Origin of the sequence: Scopulibacillus cellulosilyticus (genome assembly GCF_042665295.1) — a bacterium.
Lineage (GTDB): Bacteria > Bacillota > Bacilli > Bacillales > Sporolactobacillaceae > Scopulibacillus_A > Scopulibacillus_A cellulosilyticus.
The window spans coordinates 148,374-166,764 of record NZ_JBHTCO010000002.1; the positions used below are offsets into that span (position 1 = coordinate 148,374).

General features: G+C 40.5%; 21 protein-coding genes. 18 read left to right on the forward strand and 3 right to left on the reverse strand.

Translation table 11 applies throughout. From position 1 onward, the window contains the following. The first annotated feature begins 60 nt into the window (after positions 1-60). The 13 genes from paaK (at position 61) to paaX (ending at position 12,064) form a co-directional block, all read left to right on the forward strand. Complete coding sequence (paaK, locus tag ACFQRG_RS01765; protein WP_380963243.1) at positions 61-1,377, forward strand: phenylacetate--CoA ligase PaaK; 1,317 nt, start codon at positions 61-63, stop codon at positions 1,375-1,377. Between the two features lie 109 nt (positions 1,378-1,486). After that, positions 1,487-2,455, forward strand: a complete 969-nt coding sequence (gene paaA / locus ACFQRG_RS01770; RefSeq protein WP_380963245.1) for a 1,2-phenylacetyl-CoA epoxidase subunit PaaA — start codon at positions 1,487-1,489, stop codon at positions 2,453-2,455. Positions 2,456-2,540: 85 nt separating this feature from the next. Next, the gene (gene paaB / locus ACFQRG_RS01775) at positions 2,541-2,882 is read left to right on the forward strand and encodes a 1,2-phenylacetyl-CoA epoxidase subunit PaaB (protein WP_380963005.1); all 342 of its coding nucleotides are present in this window, start codon (positions 2,541-2,543) and stop codon (positions 2,880-2,882) included. Next, positions 2,879-3,676 carry a 1,2-phenylacetyl-CoA epoxidase subunit PaaC gene (paaC, locus tag ACFQRG_RS01780; RefSeq protein ID WP_380963007.1) on the forward strand — a complete coding sequence of 266 codons (798 nt, stop codon included), beginning with the start codon at positions 2,879-2,881 and terminating at the stop codon, positions 3,674-3,676. Before paaB ends, paaC begins: the two co-directional genes overlap by 4 nt. 20 nt (positions 3,677-3,696) lie before the next feature. Then, positions 3,697-4,209, forward strand: coding sequence for a 1,2-phenylacetyl-CoA epoxidase subunit PaaD (gene paaD / locus ACFQRG_RS01785; RefSeq protein WP_380963009.1), 513 nt, complete (start codon positions 3,697-3,699; stop codon positions 4,207-4,209). A gap of 229 nt (positions 4,210-4,438) precedes the next feature. Further along, positions 4,439-4,744 (forward strand): EthD family reductase, encoded by a 306-nt coding sequence (locus ACFQRG_RS01790; RefSeq protein WP_380963011.1) that lies wholly within the window; start codon positions 4,439-4,441, stop codon positions 4,742-4,744. Beyond that, the gene (locus ACFQRG_RS01795) at positions 4,737-5,513 is read left to right on the forward strand and encodes an enoyl-CoA hydratase/isomerase family protein (protein WP_380963013.1); all 777 of its coding nucleotides are present in this window, start codon (positions 4,737-4,739) and stop codon (positions 5,511-5,513) included. Before ACFQRG_RS01790 ends, ACFQRG_RS01795 begins: the two co-directional genes overlap by 8 nt. 13 nt (positions 5,514-5,526) lie before the next feature. Beyond that, on the forward strand, positions 5,527-6,297 hold the full coding sequence (locus ACFQRG_RS01800; protein ID WP_380963015.1) for an enoyl-CoA hydratase-related protein: 771 nt from the start codon (positions 5,527-5,529) through the stop codon (positions 6,295-6,297). Between the two features lie 135 nt (positions 6,298-6,432). Further along, positions 6,433-7,953 carry an aldehyde dehydrogenase family protein gene (locus ACFQRG_RS01805; protein ID WP_380963017.1) on the forward strand — a complete coding sequence of 507 codons (1,521 nt, stop codon included), beginning with the start codon at positions 6,433-6,435 and terminating at the stop codon, positions 7,951-7,953. Between the two features lie 250 nt (positions 7,954-8,203). Next, the gene (locus tag ACFQRG_RS01810; protein ID WP_380963019.1) at positions 8,204-9,073 is read left to right on the forward strand and encodes a 3-hydroxyacyl-CoA dehydrogenase; all 870 of its coding nucleotides are present in this window, start codon (positions 8,204-8,206) and stop codon (positions 9,071-9,073) included. After that, a complete protein-coding gene (locus ACFQRG_RS01815) occupies positions 9,073-10,278 on the forward strand; it encodes a thiolase family protein (protein ID WP_380963021.1) in 1,206 nt (401 codons plus the stop codon). The genes ACFQRG_RS01810 and ACFQRG_RS01815 overlap by 1 nt, the downstream gene beginning before the upstream one ends. Before the next feature lie 55 nt (positions 10,279-10,333). Continuing rightward, on the forward strand, positions 10,334-11,110 hold the full coding sequence (locus ACFQRG_RS01820; RefSeq protein ID WP_380963023.1) for an enoyl-CoA hydratase-related protein: 777 nt from the start codon (positions 10,334-10,336) through the stop codon (positions 11,108-11,110). 66 nt (positions 11,111-11,176) lie between these two features. Beyond that, positions 11,177-12,064, forward strand: coding sequence for a phenylacetic acid degradation operon negative regulatory protein PaaX (gene paaX, locus ACFQRG_RS01825; protein ID WP_380963025.1), 888 nt, complete (start codon positions 11,177-11,179; stop codon positions 12,062-12,064). Between the two features lie 35 nt (positions 12,065-12,099). On the opposite strand, the gene ACFQRG_RS01830 is transcribed toward paaX, so the two are convergent. Further along, positions 12,100-12,612 carry a gamma carbonic anhydrase family protein gene (locus tag ACFQRG_RS01830; RefSeq protein ID WP_380963027.1) on the reverse strand — a complete coding sequence of 171 codons (513 nt, stop codon included), beginning with the start codon at positions 12,610-12,612 and terminating at the stop codon, positions 12,100-12,102. Between the two features lie 135 nt (positions 12,613-12,747). On the opposite strand from ACFQRG_RS01830, the gene ACFQRG_RS01835 reads away from it, so the two are divergent. Then, a complete protein-coding gene (locus tag ACFQRG_RS01835; RefSeq protein WP_380963029.1) occupies positions 12,748-13,698 on the forward strand; it encodes an NAD(P)H-dependent flavin oxidoreductase in 951 nt (316 codons plus the stop codon). Positions 13,699-13,880: 182 nt separating this feature from the next. On the opposite strand, the gene ACFQRG_RS01840 is transcribed toward ACFQRG_RS01835, so the two are convergent. After that, entirely contained in the window at positions 13,881-14,783 is a 903-nt protein-coding gene (locus tag ACFQRG_RS01840) for a DMT family transporter (protein WP_380963031.1), read from the reverse strand. Positions 14,784-14,943: 160 nt separating this feature from the next. Between ACFQRG_RS01840 and ACFQRG_RS01845 the strand changes: the two genes are divergently transcribed. From ACFQRG_RS01845 to ACFQRG_RS01855, 3 genes are all read left to right on the forward strand, one after another. After that, the gene (locus ACFQRG_RS01845) at positions 14,944-16,320 is read left to right on the forward strand and encodes an aminotransferase-like domain-containing protein (RefSeq protein WP_380963033.1); all 1,377 of its coding nucleotides are present in this window, start codon (positions 14,944-14,946) and stop codon (positions 16,318-16,320) included. 14 nt (positions 16,321-16,334) lie between these two features. Further along, complete coding sequence (locus ACFQRG_RS01850; protein ID WP_380963035.1) at positions 16,335-16,481, forward strand: hypothetical protein; 147 nt, start codon at positions 16,335-16,337, stop codon at positions 16,479-16,481. Between the two features lie 318 nt (positions 16,482-16,799). Next, complete coding sequence (locus ACFQRG_RS01855; RefSeq protein ID WP_380963037.1) at positions 16,800-17,219, forward strand: DUF1259 domain-containing protein; 420 nt, start codon at positions 16,800-16,802, stop codon at positions 17,217-17,219. On the opposite strand, the gene ACFQRG_RS01860 is transcribed toward ACFQRG_RS01855, so the two are convergent. Beyond that, positions 17,191-17,601 (reverse strand): cation diffusion facilitator family transporter, encoded by a 411-nt coding sequence (locus tag ACFQRG_RS01860; RefSeq protein WP_465270219.1) that lies wholly within the window; start codon positions 17,599-17,601, stop codon positions 17,191-17,193. The two genes, ACFQRG_RS01855 and ACFQRG_RS01860, sit on opposite strands and share 29 nt — an antisense overlap. A gap of 42 nt (positions 17,602-17,643) precedes the next feature. Here ACFQRG_RS01860 and ACFQRG_RS01865 point away from each other — a divergent pair, with 42 nt between their 5' ends. Then, a complete protein-coding gene (locus tag ACFQRG_RS01865) occupies positions 17,644-18,204 on the forward strand; it encodes a manganese efflux pump MntP (protein WP_380963041.1) in 561 nt (186 codons plus the stop codon). Positions 18,205-18,391 lie beyond the last annotated feature (187 nt).

Here is an 18,391-nt window from a genome sequence, read left to right on the forward strand (position 1 = left end):
AGTACTGTAATTGAATTGAAAGAGGTGGAAAGCGTGATCTTTAATAAAGAAAAGGAAACAATGGCTCAAGAAAAAATGAAAGCGCTTCAACTGCGCAGGCTAAAAGAAACTATTCGTACGGTTTTTGAAAAAGTACCCTTTTATCGTGAATCCTTTAAAAAGCATCATGTTATTCCAGATGATATCCAGTCATTAGAAGATATATCCCGCCTGCCTTTTACAGTTAAAAAAGATTTACGTGATCATTACCCTTTTGGATTATTTGCGGTCCAGCAAAAGGATATTATTCGGATTCATGCGTCATCTGGCACAAGCGGGAAACCGACTGTTGCCGGTTATACACGGCGCGATATTGATAACTGGGCGGAGGCTGCAGCCAGAGCGATTGCGGCGGCTGGCGGCAAACCCGGTGAAGTCCTTCATAATGCTTACGGATATGGTTTGTTTACCGGCGGTCTTGGTCTGCATTATGGTTCAGAAAAGCTGGGAATGGCAACAGTTCCTGTTTCTGGAGGCAATACCGAAAGACAGATCATGCTGATTGAAGATTTTAAGCCGACAATCATTACCGGTACGCCATCTTATATTTTAAATATCATTGATAAGATGGAAATAATGGGGAAAAACCCGAAAGAAACAAGCTTAAAGTACGGGATTTTTGGTGCGGAACCCTGGTCTGAAGAAATGCGTAAAGAGTTGGAAGCAAGGCTAGATATTAAAGCAGTCGATATTTATGGACTAAGTGAGGTTATGGGGCCGGGGGTTGCTGTTGAATGCCATGAAATACAGGATGGTCTCCATATTATGGATGATCTTTTTTACGTTGAAGTGATCGATCCGGAAACCCTTGAACCCGTTCCTGACGGCCAGATTGGAGAACTTGTGTTTACAAGTTTAACAAAAGAAGCCATGCCGGTGATCCGTTACCGTACCGGAGATATTGCGTCTATTACAAGAGAAACTTGCGGATGCGGAAGAACAACAACTAAGATGTCGAGGATCAAAGGCCGCATCGACGATATGTTAATTATTAGAGGGGTTAATGTTTTTCCATCTGAGATTGAAAATGTCCTCTTACAAGTTGAAGAATTACAGCCGCATTATCAATTAGCTTTATCAAAAAAAGGACGGTTGGATGAAGTAGCGCTTAATGTTGAAATTCATCCTTCGATTTATGGCGAGATTGAACAAAATTTAAATCATGATTCAATCCTTCAGCTGAAAGGCAGAATTTCGCATTTGCTAAAAAGCAAGTGCCTTGTATCTATCAATGTGAATGTATTAGAACCGGGTTCAATACCAAGATCTGAAGGAAAGGCAGTCAGGGTTGTTGATCTGCGAAAAAAAGAATTGTCAGACGGACCGGTTGTACAGTAAGTACGTAAAAAATTTTAAAATGGGTAAATATTGAAATTAACATAACGATATATTATAATAACGTTAAATTAACGTCATATAATGGGTGGTGTACTAATTGATAGGACAAATGACTTTTGACGAATTGAATGATGAGCAAAAGTATGAGCATTTTATGGAGCGGATTAATAGAGGGGAAAAAATTGAAGCGGATGACTGGATGCCGGATGATTATCGGCAGGCGCTGATTCGGTTGATTTCGATGCACGGTATTAGCGAAATAATGGGAGCGCTTCCAGAGAAGGAGTGGGTACCTAAAGCGCCGACATTGAACCGTAAGCTTGCGATTATGGCGAAAGTTCAAGATGAAATGGGGCATGGCCAGCTGCTGCTAAGGGTTGCAGAAGATCTTATGAAGCCGCTTGGGAAAAATCGCGAAGATATTATGCAAGATCTGTTCAGCAAGCGTTTGAAGTTTCATAACGTTTTTCACATGCCTTCCCCGACATGGGCTGATGCTGCAGTTATAGCTTGGCTGGTTGATGGCGCGGCTATCCTGTCACAAACAATGATGCTTGATACTTCATACGGTCCTTACGGAAGAGCGTTAAAAAGGATTTGTCAAGAGGAATCATTTCATGCTAAGCACGGCGAAAGCCTTGTGCTGTCGTTAGCTGAAGGTACTAAGGAGCAAAAGAAAATGCTTCAAGAATCAGTTGACCGCTGGTGGGATGCCTTGTTAATGTTTTTTGGCCCTAAATCGAAAAAAGATACCGGTCATTCCAATGTTGATAAAAATATTAAATATAAGCTGAGAACGAAGACCAATGAACAGCTTAGACAAGAGTTCCTAACAAAATATGTGCCTAAAATGAAACTGATCGGTTTAAATATTCCTGATCAAACCATTCGCTTTGATGAAGAAAAACAAGAGTGGATATATCAAGAGCCTGACTGGAATGAATTTAAGGAAATCGTTTCGGGCAATGGTCCAAAGTCAAATGAACGGCTGCATTTAAGACAAATTTCCTACGAACAAAATGAATGGGTGAGAGAAGCGCTTGGACACACAAACAAAATGACAAAAACGGGAAGCTAGAAGTCAATTCTTCAAAGGAAAGCTTATCATCCAACTTCTAACTTCTTACCTCCAACATCTAAAACGGAAGGTGGTTACTTTGAATATGGCTCATCATGAATCAGAAGCATTTTATGAAGAATATGAAGTGTTCAGTAAGAAAAAGGACGGATCACCTGTTCAATATCAATTTAGTCTGCTCGCGCCTAATGAAGAAATGGCTTTAATTATGGCCAAAGAAAACTTTTTCCGCCGTGAACCGGCCGTTGATATATGGGTTGTCAAACGATCAAACATCAGAAAACTCACACAATCAGAAAAAGAAGCACTGAAAAAGCTTGATAAACCTTATCGGGAAACGAAAGGTTATGCCGATCTGAATAAAAGATGGCGGGCATTCAAAGAAAATGATAAAGAAACTTTGACAAAGGGGGAGAAGGAGGCATGACTGTTTCAGAAAAAAATAAAGCAGTGATTGAACTTTTATATCAATTGGCGGATGACGATTTTATTCATGCTCATCGCGGATCGGAATGGCTTGGCCTTGCACCGCATATTGAGGAAGATGTCGCCTTTTCTTCGATTAATCAGGATACAATGGGCCATGCCGTCATGTACTATCAACTGCTTGAAGAATTGGGAGAAGGCAAAGCAGATGAACTTTCACACATGAGACCGCCGGAAAAATTCAGAAACGCTATTATTTTAGAAGAAAAAAACGGCTCCGGTGAATATTTAGACTCGCCTCATTACGATTGGGCTTTCACGGTTATCAGGCACTTTTTCTATGACGTTGCGAAGAAGGTCCGCTTAGAATCTTTGAAACAATCATCTTATGAACCATTAGCTCAAGCAGCACGCAAAATTTTAACTGAACAATATTATCATTTAATGCACTGGGAAGTCTGGTTCAATCAGTTAATGACAAGTACGGATCAAGCGAGAAAGAAGATGGAAGCCGCTATTTTCAAAGTTTGGGATGATTTTGGCGGGGTGTTGACGCTTGGACCTTACGGTGATGAGATTGTGCATTCCGGATTAATCGAAAACGAAGAATTATTAAAAACACGATTTACAGAGCGTATTCAAAAACATTTTAAATCAGTTAATTTTAAACTTGATACAGAACCGCAAATGAAACGCGGTGACGGAAGGGCCGGCGTCCATACTTATGACCTTGAACATGCACTAAAAACATTAAGTGAAGTGTATATTTCTGATCCAAAAGCTATAGCCTGGTAAAAAAGAAAGAAGGTGACATCGTGACACCAGCACAAAATGACAATAGCTTAAGGGAAGCAATTCGTCATGTCTTAGAAAGTGTCAAGGATCCCGAACTTCCATCGATCAGTATTGTCGAGCTGGGAATGTTGGAAGCGGTTACGGTAACCGGAGACCATACATCGATTAATCTGTTGCCTACCTTCAGCGGTTGTCCGGCTTTGGATATGATCGAAAAGGAAGTTAAGACCGCTGTGTCGAAGATTGATAGTATTCAGACAGTAGACGTTCAGTTTACTTTTAATCCGCCGTGGACAACAGACAGAATCAGTCCGGAGGGACGCGAAAAGCTCAAAGCATACGGTATTTCGCCTCCGCCGGCTCACCATAGGGAAGGTGATCCATGGGAAATTGATTGCCCTTATTGCGGTTCCACTTATGTAACGATGGAAAATATTTTCGGTCCGACAGCATGCCGCAGCATCTTATATTGCCGTAGCTGCAAGAATCCATTTGAAGCGATGAAGCCTGTCGCGCAAGACATGAGTTCTTAAGTTTGTTTTACGTTTGGAAAGTATAAATTGGCAACCGCGTTGCTTACTCGACGCAGGGTCCAATTTTAAGTTCCAAGTATAAGTGCAACGAAGCGAGACTTCGAACAAAGTGAGTTAGCGAGACTTGTGCTCTGGAGTACTAGGCAGTTGCCTACGCCTTAAGGCTTGGAACCAGCCAAGTTTTCTTTAAAATTAACGTTCAATCCAAACAGAAGGGAATTGGTGGAAGATGGTAAAATTGATCGCACTATATAAACAACCGAAGGATAAAGAAGCATTTGATGAGCACTATAAAAATGTCCATACTCCGATTACGAAGAAAATTCCTGGATTACAAAAAATGGAGGTCACAAAAATTACGGGTTCTCCAATGGGAGACAGCGAATATTATTTACTTTGTGAAATGTATTATGAAAGCCATGAAGCTATGAAAAAGGCCTTGAAAACTGATGAAGCTAAGGCTTCCGGCAAAGATGTTATGTCATTTGCCGGAGATATCGTTACAATGATGATTGGTGAGGAAGTTGATGGGTAAACCGGAGTTTATTAAGTCTTGGCAACAAAACGGGATTGGGTTTATTGAACTTAACCGGCCTAAACTTTTAAATGCTCTGAACAGGCAAATGGTTTCCGAAATTGTCTCAGCGCTTACTGAATTTGACCGTGACCATGATACAAGGGTAATTTTAATCAAAGGAAGCGGGCGGGCTTTTGCAGCCGGGGCAGATATTGATGAAATGGCTCATGATACGCCAATAAAACTTGAATTATTAAATCAATTCGCTGAGTGGGACCGAATAAGCCAGATAAAAAAACCGGTAATCGCTGCAGTTCACGGTTTTGCATTAGGCGGCGGCTTCGAACTTGCTTTAAGCTGTGATTTTATTTTCGCGGCTGAAAATGCCCGATTTGGTTTTCCTGAAGTGAATCTTGGCGTTATGCCCGGCGCCGGCGGTACCGTTCGTTTAACAAAAGCAATGGGAAGGACGAAGGCGCTTGAATGGCTGTGTACCGGGGAACAAATGGAAGCCTCTGTTGCCTTCCATTACGGGCTGATTACCAGGCTTGTTCCTGAAGAAGTGCTCTTTAATGAAGCTGAACGCTTTGCAGCCAAGCTTGCCCAAAAACCGCCGCTGTCACTGAGACTTATTAAAGACACGGTTAATAAAGCCGTTGATGTCAATGTTTATGAAGCTATGCAGTACGAACGGAAGAACTTTTACTTATTATTTTCTTCCGAGGATCAAAAAGAAGGCATGAAGGCTTTTGTTGAAAAAAGACCTGCGAATTTTCGCGGACAATGAAAGAGGGATATGATTGGAAACAATTTTATTTGAAGTTAACAATCAGATTGGATGGTTAACTTTAAATCGTCCAGATAAGCTTAACGCTTTTAATGAGCAAATGAACAAAGAGATTGTTCAAATAATAAAACAAATTGAAAAGGACAACGAAGTCAGAGCAGTTGTTATTCAAGGAGCGGGAAGAGCCTTTTGTTCCGGAGAAGATTTAAGCGGTATTGATTCAGAGACAGATTTTGGAGATGTACTGCGGGACAGATACAATCCGATGGTCAAACGCCTGGCATACCTTGAAAAGCCGGTCATTGCTGCTATAGACGGCGCAGCAGCAGGAGCGGGATTAAGTCTGGCTTTGGCGTGTGATTTCCGTATTGCTTCTGATAAGGCTTCCTTCCTTGAGGCTTTTATCCATGTCGGGTTGGTTCCGGATTCAGGAAACCTTTACTACTTACCGCGAATCATCGGGTATGCCAAGGCAATGGAGCTGGCAATTTTAGGAGAAAAAATAAATGCCGATCAAGCAAAAGAGCTTGGGCTTGTGACGAAGGTTTATTCGCAAGATGAATTTGAACAAGGTGTCCAAGCATTTGCCGAACGGTTGGCTAAAATGCCTACGAAAGCTGTTGGTTTAATCAAGCGGTATATGCAGCAAAGCTATGAAACAAATCTTAGCCAAATGCTTGAATATGAAGCCTATGCCCAGGCCACAGCCGGAATGACTGAAGATCATAAAGCGGGCGTACAGGCATTTTTAAATAAACAAAAACCCGAATTTAAAGGTAAATAAATTAAAACTTCCATCAGCGGGGGTTTCTTCATCCACCGCTGATGGTTAGTGAAGGCACTGCTTGAATAGACAACTTTTGCCCTTTGCACCGGGATAAAGTAAAAAATCTTCTAATAGTTGAAGGAGCGGTTTAACATGAGCCAAACATTAAAAGAAGCAGCAACTTTTCCAACTGATATGAAAAGATCAGAATATAAAATGGTCATTAACGGGGAAACGGTCGGCGCTTTATCTAATGAAACTTTTACGGTTTACAATCCGGCTACAGGCGAGGCTGTTGCCGAGGTACCTAAAGGCGGCAAAGAAGATGTTGACCGCGCTGTTGAAGCCGCCCGCCAGTCTTTTGATCACGGTAAATGGAAACGGTATCCGGCAGGCAAGCGGGCACGTGTTTTGAATAAAATTGCGTCGATAATGAGAAAAAGATTTAATGAATTAGTAGAAATTGAGATTATAAACAGCGGTAAAACGTTGATGGCTGCGCAGGGGCAAGTTATGCAGGCTATCGAAGATTTTGAGTTTTATGCCGGAGCAATTGTCGGCCACCGGGGAACAGTGAACAATATGCCGGGACCATTTTTTAACTATACGCAAAAAGAACCGATCGGTGTTGCCGGTCAAATTATTCCATGGAATTATCCGATCATGATGGCTGCGTGGAAGATTGCTCCGGCTATTGCCGCCGGCTGTTCTGTTGTTTTAAAACCGGCCAGTCTTACGCCGATTACTGCGATTATTCTTACAGAAATTTGCCATGAAGCAGGTGTACCTGCCGGTGTCGTCAATGTCATTACAGGTCCCGGCGCTTCAATCGGTTCCTATTTAGTAGAACATAAAGGCGTTGACAAAGTCGCATTTACGGGTGAAACCGCGACAGGAAAGGATATTATGGCGAAAGCTTCAGAAACATTGAAGCGGGTAACCTTGGAGCTTGGCGGTAAATCTCCTAATCTTGTTTTTCCGGATGCCGATATTGATGGGGCAGTTGACGGCTCTCTGTTTGGTATTTTCTATAATACAGGACAATCTTGTGAAGCGCGGTCACGCCTGTTTATTCACGAAAGCATCTATGATGAATTCATGGAGAAATTTATAGATAAAACGAAGAAATTAAAGCTTGGCGATCCAATGTCCCAAGATACTCACATTGGTGCAATTATTAACCAAGGGCAATTAGATAAAATTCATCAATATGTTGAAACAGCGAAGAAAGAAGGCGCAACGGTGGTAACCGGCGGTGAATCTGTTAAAGTTGACGGTTACGAAAATGGTTATTGGTATGCCCCGACTGTTATTACAAACGTCACCAATGACATGACTGTTGCCCAAGAAGAAATCTTTGGGCCAGTTGTTGTTGTCATGACCTTTAAGGATGAAAAAGAAGCTGTTAAGCTTGCTAACGATACAAAATATGGCCTTGCTGCTGCTATTTGGGCAAAAGACCAGGGATTAATTAAGCGGGTATCTGATGGGATCCAGGCTGGCATTATTATGGTTAATTCTCCTTTCTCAGCCTTTCCTGGAACACCGTTTGGAGGATATAAACAATCCGGATTCGGCCGTGAGTTAAGTATAGAAAGTCTTGATCTCTATACGGAAACAAAAAGTGTTCTGTCTTATACAGGGGCTAAGCCGCTGAATCCTTTTAATCTTTAATAGGATGTTTAAAAGTCAGGGAAAAAGAGTTATTAACGTGTGTGCTCCTTTGCCGCAGTGTACTTAAGGAAGCATCACCACTTCTCGTAGCAAAGCAACAGGGAAGGTATTCAGGCAGCAGCTTGGCTCTTTTTGTCCTCCTTTTTAACTTGTATTTTAAGTCTAATTTTAGAGGGGCGAACTTTAGGGTTCGCCTTTTAAAACATCGTTATTTTCTAAATTGATAGTTTTATGAATGGAGAGAGTGAACATGAGCGAAAAACTAGTTGTTGTCGGTTCAGGTGTTATGGGGCGCGGCATTGCTTACGCAGGAGCACTGGGCGGCTGCATCGTAAGCCTTGTTGATGTTTCAAAGGATGTTCTTGCCAACGCTAAATCGGAAATAGAAACACTGTTTGAAAAAGGCATACAGCGTCATAAGATAAGCGAGTATGATGCAGCTTGCGCAAAAGAAAAAATGACTTATGTCACTGACTTGGCAGCTGCTGTTAAAGATGCAAATCTTGTCATTGAAGCTGTTCCCGAAAAAATTGATATTAAGAAATCTGTTTTTGAAACGGTTGATGCTCATGCGCCCGAACACTGTATTTTAGCAACGAATACATCAACAATGAGTCCGACAGAAATTGGTTCTTTTACGAAAAGGCCGGCCTCTGTGATTGCCATGCATTTTTTTAACCCGGTACATAAAATGCCGCTGGTTGAGATTATTAGAGGGTTGGAGACAAGCGATGAGACGGCTGCATATGTCGAAAAGGCAGCTAAGAAAATGGGAAAAGAAACGGTTGTTGTCAATGAATTTCCGGGTTTTGTAACAAGCAGGATGAGCGCCATGATCGGCAACGAAGCATTTTATATGCTGCAAGAGGGTGTTGGAACAGCTGAAGATATTGATAAGGCGATTAAGCTGGGACTCAATTTTCCGATGGGGCCATTGGAATTAGCTGATCTTGTCGGCTTAGATGCAAGACTAAATAATTTACGCTATTTACATGAAAAATTAGGAGAAAAGTTCCGCCCGGCACCTTTACTTGAGAAATATGTTAAAGCAGGGCGGCTTGGCCGGAAAACGGGTATAGGTGTTTACGACTATTCGAAAAAGGAAGGGGTTAGAAGCTGATGGAAGAAGTTGTGATTGTTGATGCTGTCAGAACGCCGATTGGCCGTTACCGGGGAGCGCTTAAATCGGTCAGACCTGATGATTTAGCTGCCATTGTGATAAAGGCCCTAATTGAAAGACAGCCTAAGCTGCCTCCTCAAGACATTGAGGAAGTGATTTTTGGAAATGCCAACGGAGCAGGTGAAGAGAACCGGAACGTTGCAAGAATGGCTGCCTTGTTGGCCGATCTGCCTGTTCATGTGTCAGGTTCAACGGTTAATCGGCTGTGCGGTTCCGGACTTGACGCTGTTAATACTGCAGCACGGGCGATTATGGTCGGCGACGGTGATATTTATATTGCCGGGGGAACTGAAAGCATGACCCGTGCACCGTTTGTTATGGCAAAGCCCGAAGCGGATTTTCCAAGAGGGAACCAAGAATTATTTGATACAACCATTGGCTGGCGGTTTATCAATCATAAGCTTGAAGAAAAGTTTGGAACAGACAGTATGCCGCAAACGGCAGAGAACGTTGCCAAGAGGTTCGGGATTACCCGTGAAGAACAGGACGAATTTGCTTATACAAGCCAAATGCGAACGAAAAAGGCGATGGAGTCCAACCGTTTTGCCGAAGAGCTCGTACCGGTCACTATTTATGACAGAAAAGGTCAGCCGACGACAATTGATCAAGATGAGCATCCGCGTCCAAATACGACGATTGAAAAGCTAAGTCAATTAAAACCTATTTTTCAAGAGGGCACGATCACTGCCGGGAATGCTTCAGGTATTAATGACGGAGCGGCAGCTGTTCTGTTAATGAGCGCGAGAAAAGCGGAACAATTAGGCATTAAACCGATGGCGCGCTTTGTATCTTGCGGAACCGCAGGCTTGGAACCGGCAATTATGGGATTGGGACCTATCGAAGCTTCAAGAAAAGCATTAATGAGAGCTGGGCTTAACGTCAACGATATTGACCTTGTTGAATTGAATGAAGCGTTTGCTTCACAATCGCTGGAATGCATGAAACAGCTTGAGCTTAACCCTGAGCGCGTGAATGTCAATGGCGGGGCAATTGCCCTAGGTCATCCATTAGGAGCAAGCGGGGCAAGAATTCTGACAACATTGCTTCATGAAATGAAAAAACGCAAATCAAAACGCGGATTAGCGACGATGTGTATTGGCGTTGGTCAAGGAATTGCTACAGTTGTTGAAAATATCGAATCTTAAGTCCGGTTGGAGAGGGCACGAAAACATTAATTGTCAAAATTAAGGGGGATTTTTCATGTCAACAGTAGACTTTGTAACAAAAGATCATATCGCTTACGTGACGATTAACCGCCCGGAAGTATTAAATTGCTTTAATTATCAAACATTATTATCATTAGAGGAAGTTGTGCAAAGTCTCTATACAAGTAAGGATGCCAGAGTTATTATTTTTACTGGAGCAGGCGAAAAGGCTTTTAGCGCCGGAGCCGATTTAAAGGAAAGAAAACATTTAAATGCCCAGGAAGTTAAACGGAATGTTAAAAAAATCCGAGATGTTTTTTCACAGGTTGCCGGGCTGCCGCAACCGACAATCGCAGCCATTAATGGATACGCTCTGGGCGGAGGATTTGAACTTGCGCTTGCCTGTGATTTTCGTATCGCAGTCAAAACTGCAAAAATGGGCTTAACCGAAACAAGTATGGCGATTATTCCGGGCGCCGGCGGGACGCAGCGTTTGCCGAGGTTGATCGGGCAGGCAAAAGCAATGGAAATGGTATTGACCGCCAAGAGACTCTCAGCTGAAGATGCGGAACGTTATGGTATTCTTAATGATGTTGTTGAAGGCGATAATTTAATGGCGGCCTGTGAAAGTTTTGCCCAGGAAATGCTGAAAAACGGCCCTATCGCGCTTCAGCAAGCAAAATATGCTATTAAAAACGGCATGAATGTCGATTTAGAGACCGGTTTAGAAATTGAATCAAAGGCTTACGAAATAACAATCCCTACAGAAGATCGGGTTGAAGCATTGGCCGCTTTTAATGAAAAGCGTAAACCGAGGTTTAAGGGAGAGTAGCGATTAAGAGATGTTCAAAACTGTCCGGGCCGCACTTTTGAACTCGCATTAAAAGGATGAAGGCTAATGAGAAACAGTTTAAATACACGCTCAATGATTTTTACTTTATATGGTGATTATATTAGGCATTACGACAGCGAAATTTGGATAGGCAGCCTTATTCGTTTGCTTGAACCATTTGGTCATAATGAACAATCGGTTCGGGCCGCGATTTCCCGGATGAATAAGCAAGGCTGGATCACAAACCGCCGGGAGAAGAATAAAAGCTTTTATTCATTGACAGAACGCGGTATTAAAAGAATGGATGAAGCAGCCAACCGGATATTTAAACTCACTCCTTCGAGTTGGGACGGCCGTTGGCGGATGTTTATGTATACCATACCTGAGGAAAAGCGTAACATACGTGATGAACTGCGAAGGGAATTAGTTTGGAGCGGTTTTGGGATGCTTTCAAACAGCTGCTGGATAACACCGAATGATCTGGAGAAGCAAGTAGATGAAATTGTTCAAAAATACGATATCTCTCCGTACGTTAACTTATTTCTTGCTGAAAATAAAGGTCCTCAGTCGAATCATAAGTTAGTCTATGACTCTTGGGATATAGACGATATTAATAAACGTTATGATCAGTTTATCAAGTATTACAGCGAGAAATATGTTGTAGATAAAAGCAAGATTGAAAAAGGGGTTATGAGCGATAAGGAATGCTTTGTTGAAAGAACGAAGCTGGTTCATGAATACCGGAAGTTTTTATTTGTTGATCCGGGGCTTCCTCAGGAATTGCTTCCGGAAAAATGGCTTGGCGAGTATGCTGCTTCATTGTTCGGCGATTATTATCGGGCGCTGGCCAAACCGGCGAATCAGTTTTTTGAACAAGTATTTTTTGATGATAATGATAACGCGCAAAAAAGTGAAGCTTATAATGTACTTGATCACCCATTAATAATAGATTAAGTTAATGCCTTTTCATTGGAAAAGGCATTAACGCTTTAGTCTTGATTTGCTTTAAATATCTTTCCCTTATTAACGTAGATTTGAACGCCTTCCTTCATTCCTTTTAAATCGTCATCTGTCAGCTCGCGGACTATTTTGCATGGTGCACCCATGGCCATTGTACGCGGAGGAATCTTTTTTCCCGGAGGAACGAGGGCGTTAGCGGCGACGAATGCTTCTTCGCCGATTTCCGCACCGTCAAGAACAGTGGCGCCCATACCGACTAAGGCACCCTTGCGAACCGTACAGCCATGGAGAATGACGTTATGTCCGACGGTTACGTCATCCTCGATAACCAGCGGTATGTCTTCGTATAAATGCAGGGTAGAATTGTCTTGGATACTGCAGCGCTTACCGATTGTAATCGGTCCTTCATCACCGCGGATAACCGCATTAAACCATATGCTGGTTTCCTCGCCGATGGTGACATCACCGATAACTTTAGCTCCTTCAGCTATGTATACGCTTTCGTCAACATTAGGGAAATGTGTTTGATAACGAATCAGCATAATAAGTAACTCCTTTTTCTGAAATTTAAGATCGATATTATATATGTGTTCAAAAAGGAAGACAGAAAGAGCCGATATTTTTCCCGGACTTTTTGAACATCCTCTATTAGTATAACATGACGGGAAGTGTTTAATATGACCAACCAAATAACAAATATATTAGGTATTCAATATCCAATATTTCAGGGGGGAATGGGCAACATCAGTGACGGCTGTTTAGCAGCGGCTGTTTCAAATGCAGGCGCTTTAGGAACGATTGGCGCCGGTACATTGTTTGTCAAAGAATTTACGGAAAAAGTGAAACAAATGAAGTCGAATACCGACTTGCCATGTTGCGTCAATATACCGATTTCTGTTCATCCTGAAGTTAAAGATATTATTAAAACAGTGATAGAATATCAAATTCCTGTCGTTTCCTTGTCTGCCGGCAACCCAAAACCATATATACCGATCTTTCATGAGCATGGCATTAAAGTGATTTGTGTTACCGCATCCGTTCATCAAGCGAAAAAGGCGGAAGCCGCAGGAGCGGATATTATTGTTTGTGAAGGTTATGAGGCTGCCGGCCTTAATTCCAATCTGGAAACGACGACAATGACACTGGTCCCGCAAATTGTTGATGCCGTAGATATTCCGGTTGCGGCTGCCGGCGGGATTGCGGATGGCAGGGGGCTTGCGGCCGCACTTGCACTTGGCGCTCAAGGCGTTCAAATGGGGACGAGATTTATCGCTACCAAGGAGGCGCCGTACCATCAAGTTTATAAACAAAAAATACTTGATGCTAATGATGAAGCGACAACAATTGTCGGGCGTAAATTTAACCGTATTCGCCGGATTATGAAAGGCGGTTATGCGGACGAACTTTTAAAATTAGAACAGCATGATAAAGGTTTAACAGAATATCTCAAACAGACAAATGAAGACCATCATATCATTGGTGCTGTTAAGGGAAATCTGGAAAAAGGGTATATAAACAGCGGACAAATCGCAGGGCTGATTCAAGATTTGCCGACAGTTGAAGAATTAATATCAAAAATGGTGGCAGATGCTAAATTCATATTAAGTAAAAACATCAAGAAATTGTAATCTTAGGGGGAACAAAAAGACTTAGAGTGATTATAAAGTTTCTGGTGTGCTATTAGGTTATTCAAGGAAATATATATGCTTTTTGTTTTCCGAACAGAGAAACACAATTCAAAATGTTTCTCTGTTCAATTATTGCCCCCGTTAGTTTTAATATATTTACCTGTAACATTTGGAATATTCGGTCATTTATTCTCTGATACAGATCCTTTTTTTGATACGGGAGCATTTTTGCCTAATATAACAGAAAAGACAACAATCACTGCTGTTACAAGAGTGAAAAATGTGATGGATTCATCTAGAAATACTGTTGCAAATAGAATCATTAAAAATGGTTGTAAGTATTGAATCTGACTGACTCTTGCTATTCCGCCCATAGCCATTCCGCTATACCAGGCAACATATGCTAGAAATTGACTAACCACTGCGAGGTAAATAAAACTAACCCAAGCTTGTATAGGTGCATGGATCATTTCAGTTGTAAGGTTTAGTCCAACTGGAATAATGAAAAATGGCGCACCGATCATAATTGCCCAAGCAATCACTTGCCAGCTGCCTAATTCTTTCGCTAATCTTCCGCCTTCTGCGTAACTAAGTCCAAGTATAAGCACTGCTGCTAGTAAAGCTAAATCGGCAAATTGTAATTGACCGAATCCAAGATGAAGTGCATACATAATAACAGCTAAAGAGCCCGTTACACTTGAAATCCAGAATTTGAAAGAAGGGATTTCACCCGCTTTAAACATAGCAAATCCGGCTGTTGCTAATGGTAATAAGGCTAATTCCACAGCTCCATGAGAGACAGGCAAGGATTCCATTGCCCAAGAAGTGAGGAGAGGAAATCCTAAAACTGCACCAACAGCAACAATAAATAGACTTTTGAATTGGTGAGGAGAAGGAAGTTTTTCTTTTCGAACAATAAATATTACTGCTACTAAAATAGCAGCAACAACTGTTCTTCCTAAACCGACGACCGCAGTTCCAAAATACTCTACCGCAATACTTGTAGAAGGGAGTGTTAAGCTAAAACAAATGACCCCTACTAATCCCAACAATAATCCAATTTTCTCTCTGCTTGCTCTCTGCATACTTATCCTGCCCCTCACTTTTTATTTTGTATCAGATCTGTACTATTTACTGCTTCTCAAAAAACAGTTCTGATATAATTTAAATAATAATAGGTACACACATTAAAAATAAACCATTTTTTTACCTTTCTGTACCGGTACAGTTAAGGAGGATAAATGTATGAGCTCAAAATATATCGAGATAATGGAAGAAATTAAGCTTCGGCTGGCAGATGGGGCGCTTATTGCTGGGAGTAAACTCCCTTCTATTCGTCAGCTGTCTGAGCATTTTTCATGCAGCAAAAATACAGTCATTAAAGCATACGAAGAACTAGAAAAAGAGCATTTAATTTATTCTGTCCCTAAAAGTGGCTACTTTGTTGTGAATGAATTTCAAAATACGATGAATGAAAATGACGTGATTGATTTCTTGTCTGCTGGTCCAGATAAAAACGTTATGCCTTATCTTGAATTTCAACATTGTATAAATAAAGCAATTGAACAATATAAAGAAGAGCTTTTTACATACTCTGATCAACAAGGGTCTTACTCATTAAGAGTACAGTTGGTGAAATATTTGCAGAATTTACAGGTGTTCACCCAACCTGAAAGATTAGTCGTTGTATCTGGCTCTCAGCAAGCCCTTAATTTATTAATTTCTATGCCATTTCCAAATGGGAAAAACAATATTTTAATTGAACAGCCTACATATTTCGGATTTATCGATTCTATCAATCTGCACAAAGCGACTACTTTTGGAATTGAGTTATCGATGGAAGGGATTGATCTTGATCGTCTGGAATACATTTTTCGAAATAATGATATAAAATTTTTCTATATTATTCCGAGGTTTCACAATCCTCTTGGACATTGTTATACGAATAGTGAAAAGAAAAAAATCGTTGAGTTAGCTGAAAAATACGATGTATATATAGTGGAAGATGATTTTTTAGGAGACCTTGATCCAAACGCAAAATCAGATCCTTTATTTTCTTTTGATCCTTCTGGGAGAGTGATTTATATTAAAAGCTTTTCGAAAATTTTCCTGCCAGGGTTAAGGATAGCTGCCGTCGTTCTTCCTGCATTAATGATTAACAATTTTTTACGATATAAATTTAGTTCGGATTTTAATAGTTCAGCACTTTCTCAAGGTGCCCTGGAAATCTTTTTAAAAAGTGGTATGTTTAACAGCCATCTCAAAAAAATAAAAGATGTATACCGTACCAAAATGCAAATCCTTCAAGAAGCATGTGAATTATTACTGCCGGCTAATACTTATTTTTCTAAACCGACTTCAGGTTTCTATCTATCCATCAGTTTGCCTGAGAATGTGACAGCAAAACAGCTGGTTCCTATGCTGAACGAGCAGCATATATATGTTGATGATGCATCTAGAATGTTTTTACCAGAATATAAAAAGGAAAATCTCCTTCGATTATGCATCTCACAAGTGAACGAGAGTCAAATTAAACTAGGGGTAGAGCGATTGGCCCACTATATTGCTTTAATTGGCAGCAGAAAAAATCATATTACTCCAAATAGCCTTTTACTCTTTTAGTGCGGGAGGTCAATATGAAGAGTAGAGTTGGATTATGCGGATTTCCAACTTCTGGCGGCCTTTTAAAGACATGCACAATGAAAATTCAAACAAAAGCAGGTGATAATTTATTATATAGAATTTTATCTAAGAGCGTTCAAATAGACTGTTTTCTTGATTAATTAGGTGAGAAAAGCCTCTTTTGATAATATTGGGCCTATGCGAACCCCTACAAAACTTTGGACCTATTACTGATTCCCTGCAATTATCCTTGATTTAGTAACTGCTGTGCGATTGTTAAACCAATAAGGTACGCTGAAGCGACTAAAAAGCAGCTATTAAATGCCTAGCGACTGGGCAAAGTTATAATGAACAATTCTGTTGCGAAATCTTCCTTGCTTAAAATCCACTATTACCTTAATTCATTTAGTCCTTTCAGTTGGAAAAATAAATCATATTTTAGTAATAAGTAAATATAGCTTTCTGAAAGGAATGTTAATATGAGTTGGGAAGAGAAAAAAAGACTATGTCGGGAATTTGCTAGAATCCTTGGGGGAACGGGAAGTTTAGATGAAAACGGTGTTTGTCTTGTGCAAAAGTTTCGGACAAATCTCCATTTTACTATCCTCAGACGTCCAACTGAATCTCCATTAGTCATCCCTCAATTTTTTTCCTTTGAGGATTTAGACAGTCGAGGAAGGGCATTAAATTTAGGAGAAACAGTTCTTTTACAAGAGGAAGTTAACCCATTATTGACTGAATTGAGAAAAAGAGATATTATCGTTACTGCACTTCATAACCACTGGTTATTTGAAGAGCCTCGTGCAATGTACATGCATTTTGAATCAGTTGAAAATCCTCTCACTTTTGCAAGGAAAATTAGGGAAGCCTTCAGAGTTTTAGAAGGCAACGACTCCTAACTTTATGAGGTATAACTAAGAGCCTAAAGATATAGGCTCTTTTTTTGTTTAAATTATTAGTCGATCTCCTTTTTATCAGGGGTGATTCATAGATTAAAAAGAGTCCGGCAAAAGCAAGAATAACTGCCACAACAGCCGATGCAATATCCTCCACTTTACCGTGGCCATAGGGGTGCTCTTTATCTGCAGGTTGCTTTGATAATTTTAGAGAAGTTAATGTAGCGATAGAAGCAATAAAATCTCCACCATTATGGACTCCATCTGAAACAAGGGCTGTACTATTAAAAATAATACCTATAACAACCTTCACCAAGAAAAAGATACCTGGGAATAAGGATATAAAATTTTTGAAGGAGTATAATTTTAAATACTCTTTAAAAATTTAATTTCAAAATTATAAATAAGATAACAAGGAGAAACCCTATTGTTTACAATATTTAAAATCATTATACTTGTTCTATCCCTAGGTCTTGACACATTTTTTGTTTCAATATCTTTAGGTGTTCTAAAAACAAAAGGTCGAATTAAAATTGCTATTGTATTTGCCTGTGCAGAAGCTATTATGCCTCTTATTGGATTATTGATTGGGCAAACAGCAGGAATAATTATTGGAATATGGACTTCAATCATCAGTGGTATTATCCTTATTTTTGTTTCTATTTGGTTAATTTTCTTTGAAGATGAAGATGATGAAGAAGAAAAGTTAGGCCGTAACCTTGTGGGGTGGACTCTTATTACTACTGCTATTAGTATAAGTTTAGATGAACTAGCAGTAGGTTTTTCTATAGGGCTTATTGGAGTCCCTATATTTTTAACCATTATCTTGATAGCATCGCAGGCATTTATCTTTACATTTATAGGTCTTACATTTGGGCGTAAAATTAAACCTTGGATGGGGGAATGGACTGAAAAAATTGCAGGTGCTATTTTGGGATTATTAGGATTATGGATACTTATTGAGGCATTGGTAAACGTACATCATTAATTTATTCAAGAATAAAAACCGATCCTCTTTTAACTTACTTAAAGGGGTACCGTCAGGAAAGCGCGTAAACATACGCTAAGCAAACCAAGCCATTTTGGCACAAGCGGTCTCACCAACTTCATATCACGAAACCTAACACCGGCATAGAGCATAGTCATTAAATAAAAAGTCCCAAAGGACCTTAAAG

Bases quoted from the DNA above. Each gene is read 5' to 3' on its own strand.
- paaK (WP_380963243.1), top strand. From the start codon at position 61: ATGGCTCAAGAAAAAATGAAAGCGCTTCAACTGCGCAGGCTAAAAGAA.
- paaA (WP_380963245.1), top strand. From the start codon at position 1,487: ATGACTTTTGACGAATTGAATGATGAGCAAAAGTATGAGCATTTTATG.
- paaB (WP_380963005.1), top strand. From the start codon at position 2,541: ATGGCTCATCATGAATCAGAAGCATTTTATGAAGAATATGAAGTGTTC.
- paaC (WP_380963007.1), top strand. From the start codon at position 2,879: ATGACTGTTTCAGAAAAAAATAAAGCAGTGATTGAACTTTTATATCAA.
- ACFQRG_RS01790 (WP_380963011.1), top strand. From the start codon at position 4,439: ATGGTAAAATTGATCGCACTATATAAACAACCGAAGGATAAAGAAGCA.
- ACFQRG_RS01795 (WP_380963013.1), top strand. From the start codon at position 4,737: ATGGGTAAACCGGAGTTTATTAAGTCTTGGCAACAAAACGGGATTGGG.
- ACFQRG_RS01805 (WP_380963017.1), top strand. From the start codon at position 6,433: ATGAGCCAAACATTAAAAGAAGCAGCAACTTTTCCAACTGATATGAAA.
- ACFQRG_RS01810 (WP_380963019.1), top strand. From the start codon at position 8,204: ATGAGCGAAAAACTAGTTGTTGTCGGTTCAGGTGTTATGGGGCGCGGC.
- ACFQRG_RS01815 (WP_380963021.1), top strand. From the start codon at position 9,073: ATGGAAGAAGTTGTGATTGTTGATGCTGTCAGAACGCCGATTGGCCGT.
- ACFQRG_RS01820 (WP_380963023.1), top strand. From the start codon at position 10,334: ATGTCAACAGTAGACTTTGTAACAAAAGATCATATCGCTTACGTGACG.
- paaX (WP_380963025.1), top strand. From the start codon at position 11,177: ATGAGAAACAGTTTAAATACACGCTCAATGATTTTTACTTTATATGGT.
- ACFQRG_RS01830 (WP_380963027.1), bottom strand. From the start codon at position 12,612: ATGCTGATTCGTTATCAAACACATTTCCCTAATGTTGACGAAAGCGTA.
- ACFQRG_RS01835 (WP_380963029.1), top strand. From the start codon at position 12,748: ATGACCAACCAAATAACAAATATATTAGGTATTCAATATCCAATATTT.
- ACFQRG_RS01840 (WP_380963031.1), bottom strand. From the start codon at position 14,783: ATGCAGAGAGCAAGCAGAGAGAAAATTGGATTATTGTTGGGATTAGTA.
- ACFQRG_RS01845 (WP_380963033.1), top strand. From the start codon at position 14,944: ATGAGCTCAAAATATATCGAGATAATGGAAGAAATTAAGCTTCGGCTG.
- ACFQRG_RS01850 (WP_380963035.1), top strand. From the start codon at position 16,335: ATGAAGAGTAGAGTTGGATTATGCGGATTTCCAACTTCTGGCGGCCTT.
- ACFQRG_RS01855 (WP_380963037.1), top strand. From the start codon at position 16,800: ATGAGTTGGGAAGAGAAAAAAAGACTATGTCGGGAATTTGCTAGAATC.